The following is a 22402-nucleotide window of genomic DNA, read 5'->3' as shown; positions in this document are numbered from 1 at the left end:
TGCAGGGATCACAGTTTTATCGATTGAGATTCAGATAAAGCGGAAACGATCGAAAAGATCCGTTTTGTCGCGTGGCTCACATTTTCACGTCGCACCATCACGAACATATGATCTAAATTTTTATAAGAGTTCAATTATGAGCGATAAACGCACTGCGGAAGAAGGACGGTTTGCCGGGCTGGCACTGGCGGAAGAGGAGCTGGTGGCGCGCGTGGCCTGGTGCTACTACCACGACGGGCTGACCCAGAACGACATCGGCGAACGGCTCGGGCTGCCGCGCCTGAAGATCTCCCGCCTGCTGGAGAAAGGCCGTCAGTCCGGGGTGATCCGCGTGCAGATCAACTCCCGCTACGAGGGCTGTCTGGCGCTGGAAACCGAGCTGCAACAACGATTTGGCCTGAAGCTGGTGCGCGTGATGCCCGCCCTGAATACGCCGCCGATGAACGTGCGGCTGGGCATTGGCGCGGCACAGTCGCTGATGGGCGTACTGCAACCCGGCCAGCTGTTAGCGGTGGGCTTCGGTGAAACCACCATGAGCAGTCTGCAACACTTAAGCGGCTTTATCAGCTCGCAGCAGATCCGCCTGGTGACGCTCTCCGGCGGCGTCGGGCCGTATATGACCGGTATCGGCCAGCTGGATGCAGCCTGTAGCGTCAGCATGATCCCCGCCCCGCTTCGCGTGTCATCCGCTGAAGTCGCCGGGATCTTAAAGCGCGAAACCAGCGTGCGGGACGTGATCCTCGCCGCCACCGCGGCTGACGTGGCGGTGGTCGGGATTGGCTCGGTAAACCAGCGCCGTGACGCGACGATACTGCGCTCCGGCTATATCAGCGAAGGTGAACAGCTGATGTACGCCCGTAAAGGCGCGGTGGGCGATATCCTTGGCTATTTCCTTAATGCCGAAGGGGAATGCGTTGAGGAGCTGGAGATCCACAAAGAATTACTGGGCGTCACGCTCGATGAACTGGCGCAGCTGCCCACCATCGTAGGCGTGGCCGGAGGGGAAGAGAAAGCCGATGCGATTTATGCCGCACTGAAAGGTCGCCGTATTAATGGCCTGGTGACGGAAGAGACGACAGCCCGCGCGGTGCTGGCTCTGGCCGGATAAGAGCAGCCCTGCGCCTGACACGAGGCAAGCTCATGAGTTACCTTTTAGCGTTAGATGCAGGGACAGGCAGCGTTCGCGCCGTGATTTTTGATTTACGGGGCAACCAGATTGCCGTTGGCCAGGCCGAGTGGAAGCACCTGAGCGTGGAGAACGTGCCGGGCTCGATGGAGTTCGACCTCGACACCAACTGGCGGCTGGCCTGCCGGTGTATTCATCAGGCGCTGGAGCGCGCACGCCTGAGCGCGGCGGATATTCAGTCCGTCGCCTGCTGCTCGATGCGCGAAGGGATTGTGCTGTACGACCGCAACGGCGAGGCTATCTGGGCCTGCGCCAACGTCGACGCCCGCGCCAGCCGCGAGGTGGCTGAACTCAAAGAGATCCACAACTACCGGTTTGAATCCGAAGTGTATGATGTTTCCGGCCAGACGCTTGCCCTCAGCGCCATGCCGCGCCTGCTGTGGCTGGCGCACCATCGTCCGGATATTTATCGTAAAGCCGCCACCATCACCATGATCAGCGACTGGCTGGCGGCGAAGCTCTCCGGTGAGCTGGCGGTCGATCCGTCCAATGCGGGCACCACCGGCATGCTGGATCTCTTCTCCCGCGACTGGCGTCCGGCGCTGCTCGACATGGCCGGGCTGCGCGCCGATATCCTCTCCCCGGTGAAAGAGACCGGCACCGTGCTGGGCGCTGTCACCAAAGAGGCCGCGCAGCAGAGCGGCCTGCGCGAAGGCACACCGGTGGTGATGGGCGGCGGCGACGTGCAGCTGGGCTGTCTGGGGCTGGGCGTGGTCCGCGCCGGACAAACGGCGGTTCTCGGCGGCACCTTCTGGCAGCAGGTGGTGAATCTGCCGCAGGTGCGCACCGACCCTGAGATGAACATCCGCGTAAACCCGCACGTCATCCCCGGCATGGCGCAGGCGGAGTCGATCAGCTTCTTTACCGGGCTAACCATGCGCTGGTTCCGCGACGCCTTCTGCGCCGAAGAGAAGCTGATTGCCGAACGAATGGGAATGGACACCTACTCCCTGCTCGAAGAGATGGCGAGCCGCGTCCCGGCGGGCTCCCACGGCGTAATGCCGATCTTCTCCGACGCGATGCATTTTAAGCAGTGGTATCACGCAGCGCCGTCGTTTATTAACCTCTCCATCGACCCGGAAAAGTGCAACAAAGCGACGCTGTTCCGCGCGCTGGAAGAGAACGCGGCCATCGTCTCGGCCTGCAACCTGGCGCAGATTTCGCGCTTCTCCGGCGTGACGTTTGAGAGCCTGGTGTTTGCGGGCGGCGGGGCCAAAGGCGCCCTGTGGAGCCAGATTTTAAGCGACGTTACCGGGCTGCCGGTGCGCGTGCCGGAAGTGAAGGAAGCGACGGCGCTGGGTTGCGCGATTGCGGCAGGTGCTGGCGCGGGGTTGTTTGCGGATATGGCTTCGACGGGCGAGCGGCTGGTGAAGTGGAGCCGCGAGTTCACGCCGAACCCGCAGCACCGCAAGCTGTACGACGGCATGATGCAGAAATGGCAGGCGGTGTATGCCGACCAGCTTGGGCTGGTGGACAGCGGGCTGACGACGTCGATGTGGCAGGCGCCGGGGCTGGTGCGGGCAGCGGCGCCGTAAAATACGCCGGATGGCGCTGCGCTTATCCGGCCTACGGTTTGTAGCCCCGGTAAGCGCAGCGCAACCGGGGAAGTTCTTTGAGATCTATCACAATCATTCGATCCCGCTTTTACCTTTCCGCTGCCGCTGGCTAAATTAGTAACTCATCCGACCACATAACAATAATTTTACACTGGAAGAGACTATGAGCCGCTACCCGTCGTTATTCGCCCCTCTCGATCTGGGGTTCACCACCCTCAAAAACCGCGTGCTGATGGGCTCGATGCACACCGGGCTGGAGGAGCGTCCGGACGGGGCTGAACGTCTGGCAGCCTTCTATGCCGAGCGCGCGCGCCACGGGGTGGCGCTGATTGTCACCGGCGGCGTAGCCCCTGCCCCTTCCGGGGTGACGATGGAGGGCGGCGCAGTGTTGAACGATGCGTCACAGCTGCCGCATCACCGCATTGTGACCGACGCGGTCCACCGCGAGGGCGGCAAAATCGCCCTGCAAATTCTGCATACTGGACGCTACAGCTATCAGCCGAACCTGGTTGCCCCCTCGGCTATTCAGGCGCCGATTAACCGCTTTACTCCCCATGCCCTCAGCCACGACGAGATCCTGGCGCTGATAGACGATTTTGCCCGCTGCGCGGCGCTGGCGCGGGAAGCGGGCTACGACGGCGTTGAGGTGATGGGCTCGGAAGGCTATCTGATCAACGAATTCCTCGCCGCACGCACCAACCAGCGCGACGACGAATGGGGTGGCGACTATGCCCGCCGGATGCGTTTTGCCGTGGAGGTGGTGCGCGCGGTGCGTGAACGTGCGGGTGCGGATTTTATTATCATCTTCCGCCTGTCGATGCTTGACCTGGTGGAAGGCGGCGGCACATTCGACGAAACCGTACAGCTGGCGCAGGCGATCGAAGCCGCAGGCGCCACGATTATCAACACCGGAATTGGCTGGCACGAAGCGCGCATCCCGACCATCGCCACGCCGGTGCCGCGCGCGGCGTTCAGCTGGGTAACGCGCAAGCTGAAAGGCATAGTCTCCGTTCCACTGGTCACCACCAACCGCATTAACGATCCGCAGGTGGCGGAGGATGTGATCTCACGCGGCGATGCCGATATGGTATCGATGGCGCGCCCGTTCCTCGCGGATGCCGAACTGCTCTCCAAAGCGCAAAGCGGCCGTGCGGACGAGATTAATACCTGCATTGGCTGCAACCAGGCGTGTCTGGATCAGATCTTCGTCGGCAAGGTCACCTCCTGCCTCGTTAACCCCCGCGCCTGCCATGAAACCAAAATGCCGATCGTTCCTGCGGTCAACAAGAAGCGTCTGGCCGTGGTGGGTGCAGGGCCGGCGGGCCTGGCGTTTGCAGTCAATGCCGCCTCGCGCGGGCACAGCGTGACGCTGTTTGATGCGCTGGCGGAAATCGGCGGGCAGTTTACTATCGCCAGACAGATCCCCGGCAAAGAGGAGTTCTACGAAACGCTGCGCTATTACCGCCGGATGATCGAGGTGACGGGCGTCGATCTGCGGCTTAAACAGTTTGTCAGCGCGGCGGATCTGATCGGTTTCGACGAGGTGATCCTCGCGAGTGGGATCGCCCCGCGCACGCCTGCGATCGAAGGCATCGATCATCCGAAGGTATTGAGCTATCTGGATGTATTAAGGGACAAAGCGCCGGTTGGCGAGAAGGTGGCGATCATCGGCTGCGGCGGGATCGGTTTTGATACCGCGATGTATTTAAGCCAGCCGGGCGAAGCCACCAGCCAGAACATCGCTGAGTTCTGCGTGGAATGGGGCATTGATACCAGCCTCAGTCAGTCCGGTGGTTTACGCCCGGAAGGTCCGCAGCTGCCGAAAAGCCCGCGTCAGATTGTGATGCTCCAGCGTAAAGCCAGCAAGCCGGGTGAAGGTCTGGGAAAAACCACGGGCTGGATCCACCGCGCCACCCTGCTCTCACGCGGGGTGAAGATGATCCCGGGGGTGAGCTACCAGAAGATCGACGACGACGGGCTGCACGTGCTGATCGGCGGCGAACCGCAACTGCTGCGCGTGGATCATGTGATTTTGTGCGCCGGGCAGGAGCCGAAGCGGGATCTGGCGGATCCGCTGCGTGAGGCGGGAAAAACGGTGCATTTGATCGGCGGGTGCGATGTGGCGATGGAGCTGGATGCGCGGCGGGCAATTGCGCAGGGGACGAAGTTAGCTCTGGCGATCTAGGGCATTGCCGGGCGGCGCTTCGCTTGCCCGGCCTACGGGTTCGAGGCCATTGTAGGCCCGGTAAGCGAAGCGCCACCGGGCATCAGGCCGCACATACCCAATCTTACCGACGACGCCCCAGCTTCACCGATTTCAGCACCACGAATTTGTTATTGGTGGCAATGGTGACGCAGTTGCCGAAAATCTTCTTCAGCTTGTGGAAGTAGTCCAGGTGGCGGTTGGCCACGATATACAGCTCGCCGTTGATTTTCAGGCAGCGGCGCGCGTGGTGGAACATCTCCCACGCGACGTTATCCGTCAGGGCGTGCTTCTGGTGGAACGGCGGGTTACAGAATACCGCGTTGAAGCGGAAAGGCTCTACGCCCGACAGCGCGTTATTGATCATAAACTCGCAGCGATCCAGTGCCTCCGGCAGGTTGGTTTCCACGTTCAGACGGCTGGACGCCACCGCCATTGGCGATTCGTCGCTGAACACCACGCTGGCCTCCGGGTTCTTCGCCAGCAGCGTCAGGCCAATCACGCCATTACCGCAGCCGAGATCAACGATTTCCCCTTCCAGGTTTTCCGGCAGATGTTCCATAAAGAAGCGTGCGCCGATATCCAGACCGGTACGGGAGAAAACGTTCGCGTGGTTGTGGATGGTCCAGTCGGTGCCTTCCAGCTTCCAGCTCAGCGTCTCCGGCGCGTCGGCCAGCGCCGGTGCGCTGAAGGTACAGTTGATCAGGCGCGCTTTTTTCCAGGCAAGCGTCGTGGTGGTCGGGCCGAGCACTTTCTCGAACAATTCCAGCGTCGAGGTGTGAATATCGCGCGCTTTGGCACCCGCGATAATACGCGTATCCGGCGTCACGACCTTACGCAGCGCGCGAAGCTGCTGCTCCAGCAGCGCCATGGTTTTGGGCACTTTAATCAGCACCACGCCCGGCGCCTGCGGGTAGTCCGCGGTGCTGTCGAGGAACTTCACGCTGGATTCTTCGATATCGTTGTGACGCAGGTTTTCACGCGTCGCCAGCTCGCTTAAGTAAGAATCGCCGATACTGTAAGGCGCATGTTCCGCCAGCGCGCAGGCCAGCGCGCCAAACGCGTCATTCAGGATCAGAACCGGGCCGCTGATTTCAGTCCCATCCAACTGTTGCAGCAGATATTCATCCGCCGCTTCCCACGCCTGAAGCGGGTTAACGTCGTCCGTTTCCGGGAAACGTTTAAGGTTGAGTGAACGGAAACCGTTGTCTAAGTGGCTCATCGGCCCTCCTGAATGGTAAAATTTGGCGTATCCCTGAAAAGGGTGCGTGAGTATACCCGTTTTCACACTATTTTGGGGTTTTGATGAACCAGCTGACTTATCTCCAGGGCTATCCGGAGCATTTACTTTCCCAGGTTCGTGACCTGATTGCCGCGGGAAAGCTCGGCGCGGTGCTGGAAAAACGCTACCCGGGCACGCATGATTTCGCGACTGACAAAGCCCTCTGGCAGTATACGCAGGATCTGAAAAACCAGTATCTTAAGAGCGCCCCGCCGATCAACAAGGTGATGTACGACAATAAGATCCACGTGCTGAAAAACGCGCTCGGCCTGCATACCGCCATCTCCCGCGTACAGGGCGGCAAGCTGAAGGCCAAAGCGGAGATCCGCGTCGCGACCGTCTTTCGCAATGCGCCGGAAGCCTTTCTGCGGATGATCGTGGTGCACGAGCTGGCGCACCTGAAAGAGAAAGAGCACGACAAAGCGTTCTACTCCCTGTGCCGCCATATGGAGCCGCAGTACCACCAGCTGGAGTTTGATACCCGTTTGTGGCTGACGCATTTATCGTTAAAGAGTAATGCGCAGTAGCGCACGCGAAATGTCATGATGACGTGCTACAGTGGCTTTAGGTTCCCTGCTACGGAGTACGTAAACGTTTATGATACGTTTCGCAGTCATCGGTACGAACTGGATCACGCGCCAGTTCGTCGACGCCGCCCACGAAACCGGCAAATATAAGCTCACCGCAGTCTATTCCCGCAGCCTTGAGCAGGCGCAGAGTTTTGCGAATGACTACCTGGTTGAACATCTGTTCACCTCGCTTGATGAGATGGCGCAAAGCGACGCCATTGACGCGGTCTATATCGCCAGCCCGAATTCTCTGCACTTCCCGCAAACTAAGCTGTTCCTCAGCCACAAAAAGCATGTGATCTGCGAGAAGCCGCTCGCCTCGAATATTGAGGAAGTGGAAGCCGCCATTGCGCTTGCCCGCGAAAACCAGGTGGTACTGTTTGAAGCGTTCAAAACCGCCAGCCTGCCGAACTTCCTGCTGTTGCAGCAATCGCTGCCGAAAATTGGCAAAGTGCGTAAAGCCTTTATCAACTACTGCCAGTATTCCTCGCGCTACCAGCGCTACCTGGACGGCGAAAACCCGAACACCTTTAACCCGGCCTTCTCGAATGGCTCGATTATGGATATCGGTTTTTACTGCCTGGCCTCTGCGGTCGCCCTGTGGGGTGAACCGCACGGCGTAACCGCCACCGCCAGCCTGCTGGAGAGCGGCGTGGATGCACACGGCGTTGTGGTGCTGGACTACGGTGATTTTAGCGTGACGTTGCAGCACTCGAAGGTCAGTGACTCCGTACTGCCAAGCGAAATTCAGGGCGAAGACGGCTCGCTGGTGATCGAAAAAATCTCCGAATGCCAGAAGCTAAGCATCGTTCCCCGCGGCGGCAAAGCGCAGGAGCTGACGCAGCCTCAGCATATTAACACTATGCTCTATGAGGCAGAGGTCTTCGCCCGTCTGGTAGAAGACAACGAAGTGAACCACCCGGGGCTGGCGATCAGCCGCACCACGGCGAAGCTGCAAACGGAGATCCGCCGACAGACTGGCGTGATCTTCCCCGCAGACGGCGTGAATGTGGAAGCCGTCGCGTAAAACTGTGTAATGAAATCGTGCAGACCATTGACGAAACCGATGGTCTGACATAATTTGTTACCTGCAAAGGGGAGTAACTTCTTCGCCGGTGGATCGTCATTACGATGCGTGCAAAACCGCATCCGGTCGCCGGGCAACCTTCGTGGTTGTAAGTGAGACCTTGCCGGAAGGCGAGGTCTATGCATAAAAAGCTAACGGCTATCGTCTTCTGACCATGGCCGTTTTTGTTTTTTATGTGTAAGGAAAATAGTATGCATTCTGTCGGCACTCCAATGCTGTGGGGCGGATTCGCGGTTGTCGTGCTCATCATGCTGGCAATCGACCTCTTTTTGCAGGGTCGTCGCGGCGAGCACGGCATGAGCGTCAAGCAAGCCGCCGTCTGGTCGCTGGTATGGGTTACCCTCTCACTCCTCTTCTGCGCCGCCTTCTGGTGGTATCTGGCCTCAACCGAAGGCCGCGCGGTGGCCGATCCTCAGGCACTCGCCTTCCTCACCGGCTATCTGATTGAAAAAGCGCTGGCGGTTGATAACGTCTTCGTCTGGCTGATGCTGTTCAGCTACTTCGCCGTACCTGCGGCTCTGCAACGTCGCGTGCTGGTGTACGGCGTGCTGGGCGCTATTGTCCTGCGTACCATCATGATCTTCGCCGGTAGCTGGCTGATTACCCAGTTCGAATGGCTGCTGTATGTGTTTGGCGCGTTCCTGCTGTTCACCGGGGTAAAAATGGCGCTGGCGAAAGAAGACGATACCGGTATCGGTGATAAGCCGCTGGTGAAGTGGATCCGGGGTCATCTGCGCATGACGGACAAGATCGAGAGCGAGCATTTCTTCGTGCGTAAGAACGGCCTGCTGTTCGCCACCCCGCTGCTGCTGGTGCTGATTCTGGTCGAACTGAGCGACGTGATTTTCGCGGTGGACAGTATCCCGGCTATCTTCGCGGTCACTACCGACCCGTTCATCGTGCTGACCTCTAACCTGTTCGCCATCCTCGGCCTGCGTGCGATGTACTTCCTGCTGGCGGGTGCGGCAGAGCGCTTCTCAATGCTGAAGTACGGTCTGTCGGTGATTCTGGTGTTTATCGGTATCAAGATGCTGATCGTCGATTTCTACCATATTCCGATCGCCATTTCGCTCGGCGTGGTGTTTGGCATTCTGCTGGTGACGCTGATTATCAATACCTGGGTTAACCGCCAGCACGATAAGAAGCAGCAGGCTTAGTGCGTTTTGCCCGGTGGCGCTACGCTTACCGGGCCTACAACGTCACCCCGTAGGCCGGGTAAGCGCAGCGCCACCCGGCACTTTCGTTAAGCAATAGTTAAAAAACATGACGCAACACGTAAAATCCAGCATTTTACGCTTCCGCCTTTCGCTGCTTTCCCTGATACTCAACCAGGCAAACAAATACTTACATCCGGACACAAATGTGACTTAGAGCACATCCAGGATGGAACGCAATTTCACTCAGGAATAACGTATGAGCACACAATCACGCGGTCTGTTCGCGCGCCTGGCGCAGGGCAGTCTTGTAAAACAAATTCTGGTCGGGTTGGTACTGGGTATTCTGCTGGCGATGGTGTCAAAACCTGCCGCGGAAGCGACGGGGCTGCTCGGCACCCTTTTCGTTGGCGCACTGAAGGCCGTCGCCCCGGTACTGGTGCTGATGCTGGTGATGGCGTCGATTGCCAACCACCAGCACGGACAAAAAACCAACATTCGCCCTATTCTGTTCCTGTATCTGCTGGGAACCTTCTCTGCTGCCTTAACGGCCGTGGTGTTTAGCTTCCTGTTCCCGTCCACGCTGCACCTGACCAGCGCGGCCGGTGATATCACCCCGCCGTCCGGGATTGTGGAAGTGCTTCGCGGTCTGCTGATGAGCATGGTCTCTAACCCCGTCACCGCGCTGATGAACGCGAACTACATCGGCATCCTGGTCTGGGCGATCGGTCTGGGCTTCGCGCTGCGTCATGGTAACGAGACCACGAAAAACCTGGTGAACGATATGTCCAACGCTGTCACCTTTATGGTGAAGCTGGTGATTCGCTTTGCGCCAGTCGGGATCTTTGGTCTGGTTTCTTCGACGCTGGCCACCACCGGTTTCGATGCACTGTGGGGCTACGCGCAGCTGCTGGTCGTCCTGGTCGGCTGTATGCTGCTGGTGGCGCTGGTGATCAACCCGCTGCTGGTGTTCTGGCAGATCCGCCGCAACCCGTATCCGCTGGTGCTGACCTGCCTGCGTGAAAGCGGCGTGTATGCCTTCTTCACCCGCAGCTCGGCGGCAAACATTCCGGTCAACATGGCGCTGGCGGAGAAGCTGAATCTGGATCGCGATACCTATTCGGTGTCGATTCCTCTGGGTGCAACCGTGAACATGGCAGGTGCGGCGATCACCATCACCGTGCTGACGCTGGCGGCGGTGCATACGCTGGGCATTCCGGTGGATCTGCCAACCGCGCTGCTGCTGAGCGTCGTTGCATCACTGTGTGCCTGTGGCGCATCCGGCGTGGCGGGCGGCTCGCTGCTGCTGATCCCGCTGGCCTGTAACATGTTCGGTATTCCGAACGAGATTGCCATGCAGGTTGTCGCGGTCGGCTTCATTATCGGCGTATTGCAGGATTCCTGCGAAACCGCGCTGAACTCCTCTACCGACGTGCTGTTTACCGCGGCGGCCTGTCAGGCGGAAGATGCGCGTTTAGCGAAGAACGCCCTGCGCAGTTAAAAAGAAAAGCCCGGTGGCGGCTACGCCTTACCGGGCCTACAGGGTTCAGTAGGTCGGGTAAGCGCTAGCGCCACCCGACAAAGCACTTATAGCGTCACACCACTCTTAAAGATCGCCAGCTCGCGGAAGTCGTTCTTCTCGTTGCAGGTCTGCCTGCCGCTGGCAAATTCCACAATCGTGTCCACGAATTCGCTCAGCAGCTGCGGCATCGCTTTGCCGTGAATCAGCTGGCCGGCATCAAAGTCGATCCAGTGTTTTTTCTTCGCCGCCAGCTCGCTGTTAGTGGCGATTTTCACCGTTGGCACAAATCCGCCGTACGGCGTGCCGCGCCCGGTACTGAACAGCACCATGTGACAGCCCGCTCCCGCCAGCGCACTGGTGGCGACCGCATCGTTGCCCGGTGCGCTCAGCAGGTTCAGACCGTGCGTTTTCAGCCGTTCACCGTAACGCAGCACGTCCACTACCTGGCTGGCGCCCGCTTTCTGGGTGCAGCCCAGGGATTTCTCTTCCAGCGTGGTGATCCCACCCGCCTTGTTACCCGGCGACGGGTTCTCATAAATCGGCTGGTTATGGGCGATGAAGTACTGTTTGAAATCGTTGACCATGGTGACGGTCTTCTCAAAGGTCTCTTCGTCGCGGCAGTGGCTCATCAGAATGCGCTCTGCGCCGAACATCTCCGGCACTTCGGTCAGCACCGTGGTGCCGCCGTTGGCAATCACGTAATCTGAGAAGCGGCCCAGCATCGGGTTAGCGGTAATGCCGGAAAGCCCGTCAGATCCGCCGCACTCCAGGCCAAACTTCAGTTCACTCAGCTTGCCCGGCTCGCGCTTGTCGTGACGCATCACCTCATACAGCTGGTGCAGCTGTTCAACGCCCGCTTCCACTTCGTCGTCCTGGTGCTGACACACCATAAAGTGCACGCGCTCAGGATCGAACTCGCCCAGCGTGTCGCGGAAGGCGTCGACCTGATTGTTTTCACAGCCGAGGCCAATCACCAGCACCGCCCCCGCGTTCGGGTGGCGCACCATATTTTGCAGCATGGTGCGGGTATTGATGTGGTCGTCGCCCAGCTGGGAACAACCGTAGGTATGGCTGAACAGATGCACGCCGTCGGTGCCTTCAGCATTGTTGGTCTCTTTCAGGAAACGCGTCTGAATTTGACGCGCGATCCCGTTCACGCAGCCGACGGTCGGGAGGATCCACAGTTCATTGCGGATCCCCACCTCCCCGCTGGCGCGGCGGTAGATCTGCACCTCACGATCGGCCGCCTGTCCTTCTTCTGCCTGGAAGTCAGGTTGATAGCTGTACTCGTCCAGATCGCTGAGATTGGTGCGGGTATTGTGGGAATGAATGTATTCACCCGGCGCAATATCCGCCAGCGCATGACCGATGGGCAAACCGTACTTCACCACGTTCTCCCCTTTCGCGATGGGGATCAGGGCAAACTTATGTCCACATCCAATGGCCTGGCGTAACGTCACCGACTGGTTGTCGAAGGTCACTTCCGTCCCTTCGGCTAAATCGGCCAGCGCGACGGCAACGTTATCCAGCGAATGGATTTTGATGTATTGCATATCAACCTCAAACGGCCTTAGTTCAGTTCAATGGCGAAGTAGTCACGCGCATTGTTAAAGCAGATGTTTCTCACCATTTCGCCCAGCAGCTGGATATCCGCTGGCGCTTCGCCCGCGTGCACCCAGCGGCCAATCATCTGGCACAGAATGCGGCGGAAATATTCATGGCGGGTATAGGAGAGGAAACTGCGGCTATCGGTCAGCATGCCAACGAAGCGGCTCAGCAGGCCGAGCTGCGCCAGCTGCGTCATCTGACGCTCCATGCCGTCTTTCTGATCGTTAAACCACCAGCCGGAACCGAACTGCATCTTGCCCGGCATCCCTTCGCCCTGGAAGTTGCCGATCATAGTGCCCAGCACTTCGTTATCGCGCGGGTTCAGGCAGTACAGAATGGTTTTTGGCAGCAGGTTTTGCTCGTTCTGTTTGCTCAGCAGTTTTGACAGCTCTTCCGCCATCGGACGGTCGTTGATGGAGTCAAAGCCTACGTCCGCGCCCAGCAGTTTGAACTGACGCTGGTTGTTATTACGCAGCGCGCCGATGTGATACTGCTGAACCCAGCCGCGGCGGGCATATTCCGCACCGAGGAACACCAGCACCGCGGTTTTAAACTGCGCCACTTCGTGCTCGCTCAGGGCTTCGCCGGAGAGACGACGCGCCAGAATACTGTCCAGCTCAGCTTCACTGGATTCCGCGAACAGCACTACGTCCAGCGCGTGGTCAGACACTTTACAGCCGTGTGCGGCAAAGTGATCCAGACGTTTGGTCAGCGCGGTTTGCAGATCGTCAAAGCGACGAATGTCGGTATCCGAAACTTCCGCCAGCTTCGCCATGTAGTCGTTAAAGGTCGGCAGCTCGATGTTGAAGGCTTTATCCGGGCGCCAGCTTGGCAGCACTTTGATGTCAAACGTGCTGTCCTTGGCGACAACAGCGTGGTGCTCCAGAGAGTCGACCGGATCGTCGGTGGTGCCCACCATCTTCACGTTCATCTGCTGCATGATGCCGCGCGCCGAGAAGCTATCCTGCGCCAGCAGTTCGTTGCACTGATCCCAGATTTCATCCGCCGTGGCGGGAGAGAGCAGCTTGCCGGTGATACCAAACGGACGACGCAGTTCGAGGTGCGTCCAGTGGTATAACGGGTTACCGATGGTGTGAGGAACGGTAGCGGCCCAGGCGTCAAACTTCTCGCGATCGGTCGCGTCGCCGGTACACAGGCGCTCGGCCACGCCGTTGGTGCGCATTGCGCGCCACTTATAGTGGTCACCCTTCAGCCAGATATCATACAGGTTTTTGAAACGGTAATTTTCGGCAACCTGCTGCGGCGGTAAATGGCAGTGGTAGTCGAAAATTGGCTGGTCTTTTGCGTAGTCGTGGTACAGGCGGCGAGCAAATTCGGTATCTAGCAGAAAATCGTCGGTCATAAACGGTGTCATTATCGTCTTCCTCATTACGGGAGCGTCAGAAAGCTTATGTTCAGATGCTGCAAAGTTATCACACCAATTTCCAGAGTCCGACGTTTTTTTCGTGAGTTAGATCAATAAACGTCGACAAATAAATTACCCTCAAAGGGGTAAACCCTCTCGCAGGCCGCGCCATTTCTGGCTTTACGCGCGCCGCATAATGTCCCTACAAAGATTCACACTTTTGTGATGTCACTCACCTTTTAAAGTTGTATGACAAGTTATCTTTTCGCCGTCGCAAACTATAAGCCGACGGAATGCATTACCGGTGTTTGATACATCGGATTTAACGGTACGGAAGCCGACTTAGCACGATTACTTATGGCAAGGTTCGGGCCGTTCCGGGACAGGTTCCCGGTTACGCCCCTCCCGTTACAGAACAGCTCCCGGCAACGGTTGAGTTGTTGCCGTGTCCCGACACGGAAATAACATAACGATGAGGTTTTACATGCGTAAAATTAAAGGGTTACGTTGGTACATGATCGCACTGGTGACGCTCGGCACCGTGCTGGGCTACCTGACACGTAACACCGTGGCAGCAGCGGCGCCAACGTTGATGGAAGAGTTACATATCTCCACGCAGCAATACTCTTACATCATTGCGGCTTACTCTGCCGCTTACACCGTAATGCAGCCTGTTGCAGGTTATGTTCTTGATATTCTGGGTACAAAAATTGGTTATGCCTTCTTCGCTGTAGCCTGGGCCGTCTTCTGTGGGACGACCGCGCTGGCCGGCAGCTGGGGCGGACTGGCGCTGGCGCGTGGTGCGGTAGGTGCTGCCGAAGCAGCGATGATCCCCGCGGGTCTGAAAGCCAGCTCTGAATGGTTCCCGGCAAAAGAGCGTTCAATCGCTGTCGGTTACTTCAACGTGGGCTCCTCCATCGGGGCGATGATTGCTCCGCCACTGGTGGTGTGGGCGATTGTGATGCACAGCTGGCAGATGGCGTTCATCATCTCCGGTGTGCTGAGCTTTGCCTGGGCCATGGCGTGGCTGATCTTCTATAAACACCCGCGCGATCAGAAAAAGCTGTCTGACGAAGAACGTGACTACATTATTAATGGTCAGGAATCTCAGCATCAGACCGACAACGGCAAAAAGATGTCCGTCTGGCAGATCCTGGGCACCCGTCAGTTCTGGGGTATCGCCCTGCCACGCTTCCTGGCAGAACCGGCCTGGGGGACATTTAACGCCTGGATCCCGCTGTTCATGTTTAAAGTTTACGGCTTTAACCTGAAAGAGATCGCGATGTTCGCCTGGATGCCAATGCTGTTTGCAGACCTGGGCTGTATCGTCGGCGGCTACCTGCCACCGCTGTTCCAGCGCTGGTTTGGCGTGAACCTGATTGTGTCCCGTAAGATGGTGGTCACCATGGGTGCCCTGCTGATGATCGGCCCGGGCATGATCGGCCTGTTCACCAGCCCTTACGTGGCTATCGCCCTGCTGTGTATCGGGGGCTTTGCTCACCAGTCTCTTTCCGGTGCGCTTATTACGCTCTCGTCCGACGTGTTTGGTCGTAACGAAGTCGCTACCGCCAACGGCCTGACCGGGATGGCCGCCTGGACCGCAAGTACCCTGTTTGCGCTGGTGGTCGGCGCGCTGGCAGATACCATTGGCTTTAGCCCGCTGTTCGCGGTACTGGCTATCTTCGATCTGATGGGTGCGGTGGTTATCTGGACGGTGCTGAAGAGCAAATCCGCCGATGAACTGGCGAAAGAGTCCCTTGGGGGACCGGCGACGCAGAGTTAGCGTTGTTGTGCCGGGTGGCGCTGCGCTTACCCGGCCTACGATTTTATTGGGTTTTGTAGGCCGGGTAAGGCGGAGCCGCCACCCGGCAAAATCTTCTCAAAAGCCGCCTACGGGCGGCTTTTTTCATGGTGAAATCTGGAGAGTGGCACGCAAAAGTGGTATAACAAATCATTCGCCGTACCCTGCCTGGAGCGCATATGGAAATCACCGAATCACGTCGTTTATATCAACAACTTGCCGCCGAGCTGAAAGATCGCATCGAGCAAGGGGTCTATCTTGTCGGTGATAAACTTCCCGCTGAGCGTTTCATTGCGGATGAAAAAAGCGTCAGCCGTACGGTGGTCCGCGAAGCCATCATCATGCTGGAAGTGGAAGGGTATGTTGAGGTACGCAAAGGTTCCGGCATTCATGTGATTTCCAGCCAGGCGAAACACTCCCCCACCCCGGACGAAAGTCTGGAGTTTGCCAGCTACGGTCCGTTTGAGCTTCTCCAGGCTCGCCAGCTGATTGAAAGCAACATTGCGGAATTTGCTGCGACGCAGGTGACCAAGCAGGACATCATGAAGCTGATGGAAATCCAGGATCATGCGCGTAAAGAAAAATGTTTCCGCGATTCCGAATGGGACCTGCAATTCCACGTCCAGGTCGCCCTTGCGACTCAGAACACGGCGCTGGCGGCAATCGTTGAAAAAATGTGGACTCAGCGCGTTCACAACCCGTACTGGAAGAAATTGCACGATCACATTGATTCCCGTACGGTAGATAACTGGTGTGACGACCACGACCAGATTCTTAAGGCTCTGATTCGTAAAGATCCGCATGCGGCGAAACTGGCAATGTGGCAGCACCTGGAGAACACCAAACAGATGCTGTTTAATGAAACAAGTGATGACTTTGAATTTAACGCTGACCGCTATCTTTTTGCCGATAATCCGGTCGTTCACCTCGATACCGCGACCAATCTCGCAAAATAACTCCCCGAACTGCTGGCAGGCGCACCGCCGCGCCTTCCGGCCAGACAGGGTAAGAAAACCTCTATAGTGTCAGCCTTTGTAAAATTTCTCGCTCCCCTCCGTGGCTTACGCCAAAATCGTGTTTCCCCTCAAATTCTGTGACGCAGAACGTCGGGCTTTGTTACAATTGGATTCACTTCGTTATTTTGTAAGTTAGTGCTTGCTAACCAGCCAATTAACAGGGAACAGTGTTGGCCACACATCAATGTGTCCGCGAGCGACCATAATGAAATCATAACAATGTCGCCGTGCTGTTTTCCCGAATGACAGGCGTGACGTTAACCGATTTCCAGGAACACTGAATGGAACTTTTGACCCAACTACTGAACGCCCTCTGGGCTCAGGATTTCGAAACGCTGGCCAACCCGTCCATGATTGGCATGCTCTACTTTGTGTTATTTATGATCCTGTTCCTTGAGAACGGTCTGCTGCCTGCTGCCTTTTTACCCGGCGACAGCCTGCTGGTGCTGGTCGGGGTGCTCTGTGCAAAAGGGGCGATGGCTTTCCCGCAAACGGTCCTGCTTTTGACCATTGCCGCCAGCCTGGGCTGCTGGGTGAGTTACATTCAGGGGCGATGGCTGGGTAACACGCGAATCGTTCAGAACTGGCTTTCGCACCTTCCGGCCCATTACCACCAGCGAGCGCACCACCTTTTCCATAAGCATGGGCTTTCCGCCTTACTGATCGGCCGCTTTATTGCATTCGTACGCACCCTGCTGCCCACCATTGCGGGCTTGTCCGGCCTGAGCAGTACGCGCTTCCAATTCTTTAACTGGATGAGCGGCTTGCTGTGGGTGCTGATCCTGACCACGCTCGGCTACGCGCTGGGTAAAACGCCGGTCTTTATGAAATATGAAGATCAGCTGATGTCTTGCCTGATGCTGCTGCCCGTCGTTCTGCTGGTGTTTGGCCTGGTCGGGTCCCTGGTCGTACTGTGGAAGAAGAAATACGGAGCCAGGGGTTAACGATGGTTATCTCCCCGCTCGCGCTGCGCCGCTTCTCTTACGCTATCGTCGCGCTGATGATGTTCAGCGCTCTTATCCTGCTGTGGTCTGCGCTACAGCATCAGGAGTCGACGCTGGCTATCCGTCCTGTGAGCCAGGGAACCAGCGTGCCGGATGGTTTTTCCATCTGGCATCATCTGGACGCAAACGGGATCCGCTTTAAGAGCATCACGCCGCAAGACGATGTGCTGCTGATAAAATTTGACTCCAGTGCGCAAAGCGCCGCGGCGAAAGCCGTGCTGGACCGCACGCTGCCGCAGGGTTACATCATTGCGCAACAGGATGATGACAGCCACGTAGCCTCCTGGATGTCACGGTTACGCGACACGTCGCATCGATTTGGTTAACGACTAAGATTCCGAATATTTTCACCTACTTTGGTGAAACTCCCGTTTACTTACTATGCTTAAGTACGCGGAGCACCCATCAGATGTTCTCCGCATAGTTCTGGAACACGGCTTACGCCGTAACACAATGGAAGGTTTCTATAATGAAATACCGCATCACTCTGGCTCTGGCCCTTTTTCCTTTAAGCACAGCTTCCTTCGCTATGTCTCTTTGTCAGGAGAAAGAACAGGATATCCAACGCGAAATCAGTTATGCCGAAAAGCATAACAATCAGCACCGGATCGACGGGCTGAAAAAAGCGTTGAGCGAAGTGAAAGACAACTGTACGGACAGCAAGCTGCGTGCCGATCATCAGAAAAAAATCGCTGAACAGAAGGACGAGATAGCCGAGCGCCGTCAAGACCTACAGGAAGCGAAAGAGAAAGGTGATGCGGAAAAAATTGCCAAGCGCGAGAGGAAGTTGCAAGAGGCGCAGGACGAACTGAAAGCGCTGGAAGCTCGCGATTATTGAGTTAACGGAAATCTCAACAGGAGAGAATCATGTCAAAAGATACAACTTCAGAAAATCTGCGCGCTGAACTGAAATCCCTGGCGGACACCCTGGAAGAGGTGCTGAACTCTTCTGCGGATAAATCGAAAGAAGAAGTAAGTAAACTGCGCAGCAAAGCGGAGCAGGCACTGAAAGAGAGCCGTTACCGTCTGGGCGAAACCGGTGATGCGCTGGCGAAACAAACCCGCGAAGCGGCAGCGCGCGCAGACGAATATGTACGTGATAATCCATGGACGGGTGTAGGTATTGGCGCCGCAGTGGGTGTGGTGCTGGGTGTCCTGCTGACGCGTCGTTGATTATGGAAGATCCACGTCACGCACAAGGGCCTGCTAAAAACGTCCTCGGCATCGGCCAGCGTATTCTTACGACGCTGGTCGGGATTGCCGAAACGCGCGTCCGGCTTGCGGTAGTGGAGCTGGAAGAGGAGAAAGCCAACCTCTTCCAGATGCTGCTCATGCTTGGGCTTACGATGCTCTTTGCCGCGTTTGGTCTGATGAGCCTGATGGTGTTAATCATCTGGGCTATCGATCCACAGTATCGTCTGAACGCGATGATTGCGACTACCGTGGTTCTGCTGGTGGCGGCGCTGATAGGCGGTATCTGGACCCTGCATAAAGCGCGCACGTCGACCTTCCTGCGCCATACGCGCCAGGAGCTGGCCAACGACCGCGCCCTGCTGGAGGATGATAAGTCGTGAGCGACAAAGCCGAACGTCAAAAGCGGAAAGCGTATCTGTTGAGCCAAATCCAGCAGCAGCGGCTGGATTTGTCTGCCAGCCGTCGAGATTGGGTTGAAGCCACGCATCGGTTTGACCGCGGCTGGAACACGGTCCTGAGCCTGCGCTCATGGGCGCTGGTCGGCAGCAGCGTGATGGCGATCTGGTCGGTTCGGCATCCTAACGTGCTGATCCGCTGGGCACGCCGCGGCTTTGGCGCCTGGAGCGCCTGGCGTCTGGTGAAAACCACGCTGCGACAACAGCAGTTGCGCTAGCCTTCTTGCCGGGTGACGCTGCGCTTACCCGGCCTACGATTGCGTGTAGGCCGGGTAAGGCGTAGCCGCCACCCGGCAAAACCCCCTCCCTTACTCAATATCTTTGAAGAAGATTAACAGTTTTCCTTGCTAACATTTGCCATCCGCCCCGTTTACACTCCTCTCCATCGACAGCAAAGACGCGGTATCTACCCGAATTTGCACGCAAATAACGTTTAGCCGCTGATGTGGTTTCCTGGAGAGTAAAATGAAAAAATTAGAAGATGTTGGTGTACTGGTAGCGCGTATTCTGATGCCTGTTCTGTTCATCACCGCAGGCTGGGGCAAAATTACCGGCTATGCGGGTACTCAGCAGTATATGGAAGCGATGGGCGTGCCGGGGTTCCTGCTGCCACTGACCATTCTGCTTGAGTTCGGCGGCGGCCTGGCAGTGCTGTTCGGTTTCCTGACCCGCACTACGGCGCTGTTCACCGCAGGCTTTACCCTGCTGACCGCGTTCATCTTCCACAGCAACTTTGCGGAAGGCGTGAACTCCCTGATGTTCATGAAAAACCTGATCATCGCGGGCGGCTTCCTGCTGCTGGCTATCACGGGTCCGGGCGCCTACAGCATCGACCGTCTTCTGAATAAGAAGTGGTAAGCAGGCTATACTGATTACATTCAAAGCGAGGAGACATCTCCTCGCTTTTGCTATCTGACGGAGGAGTAAAAAATGGGACAACTCGTAGACGGCGTCTGGCAGGATGTCTGGTATGACACCAAATCCACCGGTGGACGCTTTAAGCGCTCTGTTTCGGCCTTCCGTAACTGGCTGACCGCCGACGGCGCACCCGGCCCGAGTGGCGAAGGGGGCTTTGCGGCGGAAAAAGATCGTTATCATCTGTATGTTTCTCTCGCCTGTCCGTGGGCGCACCGCACGCTGATTGTGCGCAAACTTAAAGGTCTCGAATCGTTAATTCCGGTTTCGGTGGTCAACCCGCTGATGCTGGAAAACGGCTGGACGTTCGACAGTGGCTTCCCGGCCGCGACGGGTGATGAGCTTTATCATCACGATTTCCTGTATCAGCTCTATCTGCGCGCCGATCCGCACTACACCGGACGCGTAACGGTGCCTGTGCTGTGGGACAAGAAAAACCAGACGATCGTCAGCAATGAATCCGCTGAAATCATTCGCATGTTCAATACCGCGTTTGACGCGCACGGTGCCCGCGCCGGGGATTACTACCCGGTTGAGCTGCGCGATAAAATTGACGAGCTGAACGGCTGGATCTACGACAACGTCAACAACGGCGTCTACAAAGCGGGCTTTGCCACCAGTCAGGAAGCGTACGACGAAGCGGTCGGCAACGTGTTTGGATCCCTGGAGCGCCTGGAGCAGATCCTCGGCCAGCATCGTTATTTAACGGGAGATCGCCTCACCGAAGCAGACATCCGCCTGTGGACGACGCTGATCCGCTTTGATCCGGTATATGTCACCCACTTCAAGTGCGACAAGCATCGCATCAGTGATTACCTGAACCTGCACGGTTTCCTGCGCGACATCTATCAGATGCCGGGGATTGCGGAGACGGTCAATTTTGACCATATTCGCACCCACTATTTCCGCAGTCATAAGACCATCAACCCAACGGGCATTATCTCCATTGGCCCGTGGCAGGACCTGGATGAACCGCACGGGCGCGACGTGCGTTTCGGATAATTATTTAGGGAATCAATTGATTCCCTTTTTTAATTCACAGCATACATCTATCCTTACCTCGATCGCTTAGAAAACAAGTGATTGACTGATTAAGAGGCAAGGAAAAATGGACTGGTATTTAAAAGTACTGCGCAACTACGTTGGATTTGGTGGCCGTGCCCGCCGTAAAGAGTACTGGATGTTCGTTCTGGTGAACTTCGTCCTGATTATGGTGCTGGGCATTGTGGACAAGATCCTCGGCTGGGAACGCGAGGGGGGTGAAGGCATTCTCACCACCATTTATGGTGTGTTAGTTCTGCTGCCATCATGGGCCGTACTGTTTCGTCGTCTTCACGACACCGATCGTTCGGCGTGGTGGCTGCTGTTGCTGTTGATCCCGCTTATCGGCTGGATCGTGATTTTGATTTTCAACTGTCAGAGCGGAACGCCGGGCGAAAACCGCTTTGGTCCGGATCCTAAGGCAAGCGCGTAAATTCTGCCCGGTGGCGCATACGCTTACCGGGCCTACGCTTATTTGTTGTGGTGGGCAAAGAGCCTGGGAATTTCACGCAAACACCACGATTTGGCTTCGCCCATGCTGTCGCGACGCCACGCCATAATGATATCCACTTCGCTGGTGTATTCCGGGCTGACGACGCGCAGCCGCCCTTCTGCAATGTCCTTTTCGACAAACGGATACGGCATAGTCGCCACGCCCAGCCCCGCCAGGAGTGCCTGTCGCTTATCTTCCAGCGACGTTACCGTCAGTCGCGGCTGTTTATCCAGCAACTGTACCGTTAACACCGGGCGCTCTCGGGCGGTATCCGCGACCGCCACGCCGCGGTATTTCACGCGCGTGACCTCAGAGAGCGGCTCCGGCTCCTGATGGATCGGGTGATCCGGGGCGGCGACGTAGACGTTCATCACGCTGTACAGTTTGCGCGAATTGATTTCTGACGATGAGCGGAAATGCATGTCCGGCGCAATCACGATATCCGCCCTGCCCGTCTCAAGACGCTCCCACGCCCCGGCCAGCACCTCAGTGATGATCGACAGCTGGGTATTGGCTTTCGCGGCCAGTCTGTCCACCAGCGGGAACAGCGCCTCGGTGGGCACCAGCGCTTCGGTCACCAGCGTCAGATGGGTTTCCCAGCCGCGGGCCAGCGCTTCGGCATCCGTCGTCAGCTTATCCGCCGCTTCCAGCAATACGCGGCCGCGCTCCAGCAGCATCCGCCCAACGTTGGTGAATTTTGTTCGATGACCGGAACGGTCAAAGAGCACAACATCCAGCTCCTCTTCCAGCTTTTGCATGGTATAGCTCAGGGCAGACGGAACGCGCCCCAGTTCATCTGCCGCCGCGGCAAAACTGCCGCGCCTGTCAATCGCGTCCATGACGCGAAGCGCCTCAAGCGTCAATGCTCTCTCTTTAGCCATCTCGTTCTCATTCAGGAAATTTGAACATACCAGGCAGAATATCTGGCTAACAATGCAGCGTCCATACCT

22 protein-coding genes are annotated in these 22402 nt (G+C 57.3%); 18 read left to right on the top strand and 4 right to left on the bottom strand.

Features of this window, described 5'->3' with window-relative positions:
- Nucleotides 1-136: 136 nt before the first annotated feature.
- The 3 genes from lsrR to ACWKXX_RS11470 all read left to right on the top strand — a co-directional run bounded on the left by lsrR (nt 137) and on the right by ACWKXX_RS11470 (nt 4927).
- Nucleotides 137-1108, top strand: coding sequence for a transcriptional regulator LsrR (gene lsrR, locus ACWKXX_RS11480; RefSeq protein WP_015571933.1), 972 nt, complete (start codon nt 137-139; stop codon nt 1106-1108).
- Nucleotides 1109-1140: 32 nt separating this feature from the next.
- Nucleotides 1141-2721, top strand: a complete 1581-nt coding sequence (gene lsrK, locus ACWKXX_RS11475; protein WP_261665977.1) for an autoinducer-2 kinase — start codon at nt 1141-1143, stop codon at nt 2719-2721.
- Nucleotides 2722-2905: 184 nt separating this feature from the next.
- Nucleotides 2906-4927, top strand: coding sequence for an NADPH-dependent 2,4-dienoyl-CoA reductase (locus ACWKXX_RS11470; protein WP_015571935.1), 2022 nt, complete (start codon nt 2906-2908; stop codon nt 4925-4927).
- 103 nt (nt 4928-5030) lie between these two features.
- Here ACWKXX_RS11470 and rlmG read toward each other — a convergent pair whose 3' ends face one another.
- Nucleotides 5031-6167, bottom strand: a complete 1137-nt coding sequence (gene rlmG / locus ACWKXX_RS11465; protein ID WP_015571936.1) for a 23S rRNA (guanine(1835)-N(2))-methyltransferase RlmG — start codon at nt 6165-6167, stop codon at nt 5031-5033.
- An 83-nt stretch (nt 6168-6250) separates the two neighbouring features.
- Between rlmG and ACWKXX_RS11460 the strand changes: the two genes are divergently transcribed.
- From ACWKXX_RS11460 to sstT, 4 genes are all read left to right on the top strand, one after another.
- Nucleotides 6251-6754, top strand: a complete 504-nt coding sequence (locus tag ACWKXX_RS11460) for a M48 metallopeptidase family protein (RefSeq protein ID WP_150390893.1) — start codon at nt 6251-6253, stop codon at nt 6752-6754.
- 70 nt (nt 6755-6824) lie between these two features.
- Nucleotides 6825-7823, top strand: coding sequence for a Gfo/Idh/MocA family protein (locus tag ACWKXX_RS11455; protein WP_003862623.1), 999 nt, complete (start codon nt 6825-6827; stop codon nt 7821-7823).
- Between the two features lie 251 nt (nt 7824-8074).
- Nucleotides 8075-9040: a TerC family protein gene (locus ACWKXX_RS11450; protein WP_017382424.1), complete on the top strand. Its 966-nt coding sequence runs from the start codon at nt 8075-8077 to the stop codon at nt 9038-9040.
- Between the two features lie 256 nt (nt 9041-9296).
- A complete protein-coding gene (gene sstT, locus ACWKXX_RS11445) occupies nt 9297-10538 on the top strand; it encodes a serine/threonine transporter SstT (protein ID WP_017382425.1) in 1242 nt (413 codons plus the stop codon).
- Between the two features lie 86 nt (nt 10539-10624).
- Here the strand turns inward: sstT and ACWKXX_RS11440 are convergent, their stop codons facing one another.
- Both ACWKXX_RS11440 and uxaC read right to left on the bottom strand, forming a co-directional pair.
- A complete protein-coding gene (locus ACWKXX_RS11440; RefSeq protein ID WP_261665975.1) occupies nt 10625-12112 on the bottom strand; it encodes a UxaA family hydrolase in 1488 nt (495 codons plus the stop codon).
- 17 nt (nt 12113-12129) lie between these two features.
- A complete protein-coding gene (gene uxaC / locus ACWKXX_RS11435; RefSeq protein ID WP_017694288.1) occupies nt 12130-13542 on the bottom strand; it encodes a glucuronate isomerase in 1413 nt (470 codons plus the stop codon).
- 475 nt (nt 13543-14017) lie between these two features.
- On the opposite strand from uxaC, the gene ACWKXX_RS11430 reads away from it, so the two are divergent.
- From ACWKXX_RS11430 to ACWKXX_RS11380, 11 genes are all read left to right on the top strand, one after another.
- Nucleotides 14018-15316 carry an MFS transporter gene (locus tag ACWKXX_RS11430; RefSeq protein WP_261665974.1) on the top strand — a complete coding sequence of 433 codons (1299 nt, stop codon included), beginning with the start codon at nt 14018-14020 and terminating at the stop codon, nt 15314-15316.
- A gap of 197 nt (nt 15317-15513) precedes the next feature.
- Nucleotides 15514-16290: a transcriptional regulator ExuR gene (exuR, locus tag ACWKXX_RS11425; protein ID WP_003862635.1), complete on the top strand. Its 777-nt coding sequence runs from the start codon at nt 15514-15516 to the stop codon at nt 16288-16290.
- A 341-nt stretch (nt 16291-16631) separates the two neighbouring features.
- The gene (gene yqjA / locus ACWKXX_RS11420; RefSeq protein ID WP_003862638.1) at nt 16632-17294 is read left to right on the top strand and encodes a DedA family general envelope maintenance protein YqjA; all 663 of its coding nucleotides are present in this window, start codon (nt 16632-16634) and stop codon (nt 17292-17294) included.
- A gap of 2 nt (nt 17295-17296) precedes the next feature.
- Nucleotides 17297-17680, top strand: a complete 384-nt coding sequence (gene mzrA / locus ACWKXX_RS11415; RefSeq protein WP_003862640.1) for an EnvZ/OmpR regulon moderator MzrA — start codon at nt 17297-17299, stop codon at nt 17678-17680.
- A 143-nt stretch (nt 17681-17823) separates the two neighbouring features.
- Nucleotides 17824-18192: a DUF1090 domain-containing protein gene (locus tag ACWKXX_RS11410; RefSeq protein WP_284329639.1), complete on the top strand. Its 369-nt coding sequence runs from the start codon at nt 17824-17826 to the stop codon at nt 18190-18192.
- A 29-nt stretch (nt 18193-18221) separates the two neighbouring features.
- The gene (locus ACWKXX_RS11405; protein WP_003862645.1) at nt 18222-18527 is read left to right on the top strand and encodes a DUF883 family protein; all 306 of its coding nucleotides are present in this window, start codon (nt 18222-18224) and stop codon (nt 18525-18527) included.
- A gap of 2 nt (nt 18528-18529) precedes the next feature.
- Nucleotides 18530-18928, top strand: a complete 399-nt coding sequence (locus tag ACWKXX_RS11400) for a phage holin family protein (RefSeq protein WP_003862647.1) — start codon at nt 18530-18532, stop codon at nt 18926-18928.
- Entirely contained in the window at nt 18925-19221 is a 297-nt protein-coding gene (locus tag ACWKXX_RS11395) for a YqjK-like family protein (protein ID WP_261665973.1), read from the top strand. The genes ACWKXX_RS11400 and ACWKXX_RS11395 overlap by 4 nt, the downstream gene beginning before the upstream one ends.
- A 247-nt stretch (nt 19222-19468) precedes the next feature.
- Nucleotides 19469-19861 (top strand): DoxX family protein, encoded by a 393-nt coding sequence (locus ACWKXX_RS11390; protein WP_454540824.1) that lies wholly within the window; start codon nt 19469-19471, stop codon nt 19859-19861.
- Between the two features lie 72 nt (nt 19862-19933).
- Nucleotides 19934-20920, top strand: a complete 987-nt coding sequence (locus ACWKXX_RS11385) for a glutathione S-transferase family protein (protein ID WP_261665972.1) — start codon at nt 19934-19936, stop codon at nt 20918-20920.
- 106 nt (nt 20921-21026) lie between these two features.
- Nucleotides 21027-21392, top strand: a complete 366-nt coding sequence (locus tag ACWKXX_RS11380; RefSeq protein WP_015571946.1) for a DUF805 domain-containing protein — start codon at nt 21027-21029, stop codon at nt 21390-21392.
- Between the two features lie 38 nt (nt 21393-21430).
- On the opposite strand, the gene yhaJ is transcribed toward ACWKXX_RS11380, so the two are convergent.
- Nucleotides 21431-22333: a DNA-binding transcriptional regulator YhaJ gene (gene yhaJ, locus ACWKXX_RS11375; RefSeq protein WP_045911536.1), complete on the bottom strand. Its 903-nt coding sequence runs from the start codon at nt 22331-22333 to the stop codon at nt 21431-21433.
- Nucleotides 22334-22402 lie beyond the last annotated feature (69 nt).

The sequence above is a fragment of the Enterobacter sp. UPMP2061 genome (genome assembly GCF_053709615.1).
The sequence above is the reverse complement of the archived record's forward strand: the minus strand, read 5'-3'. Positions and strand labels throughout refer to the sequence as shown.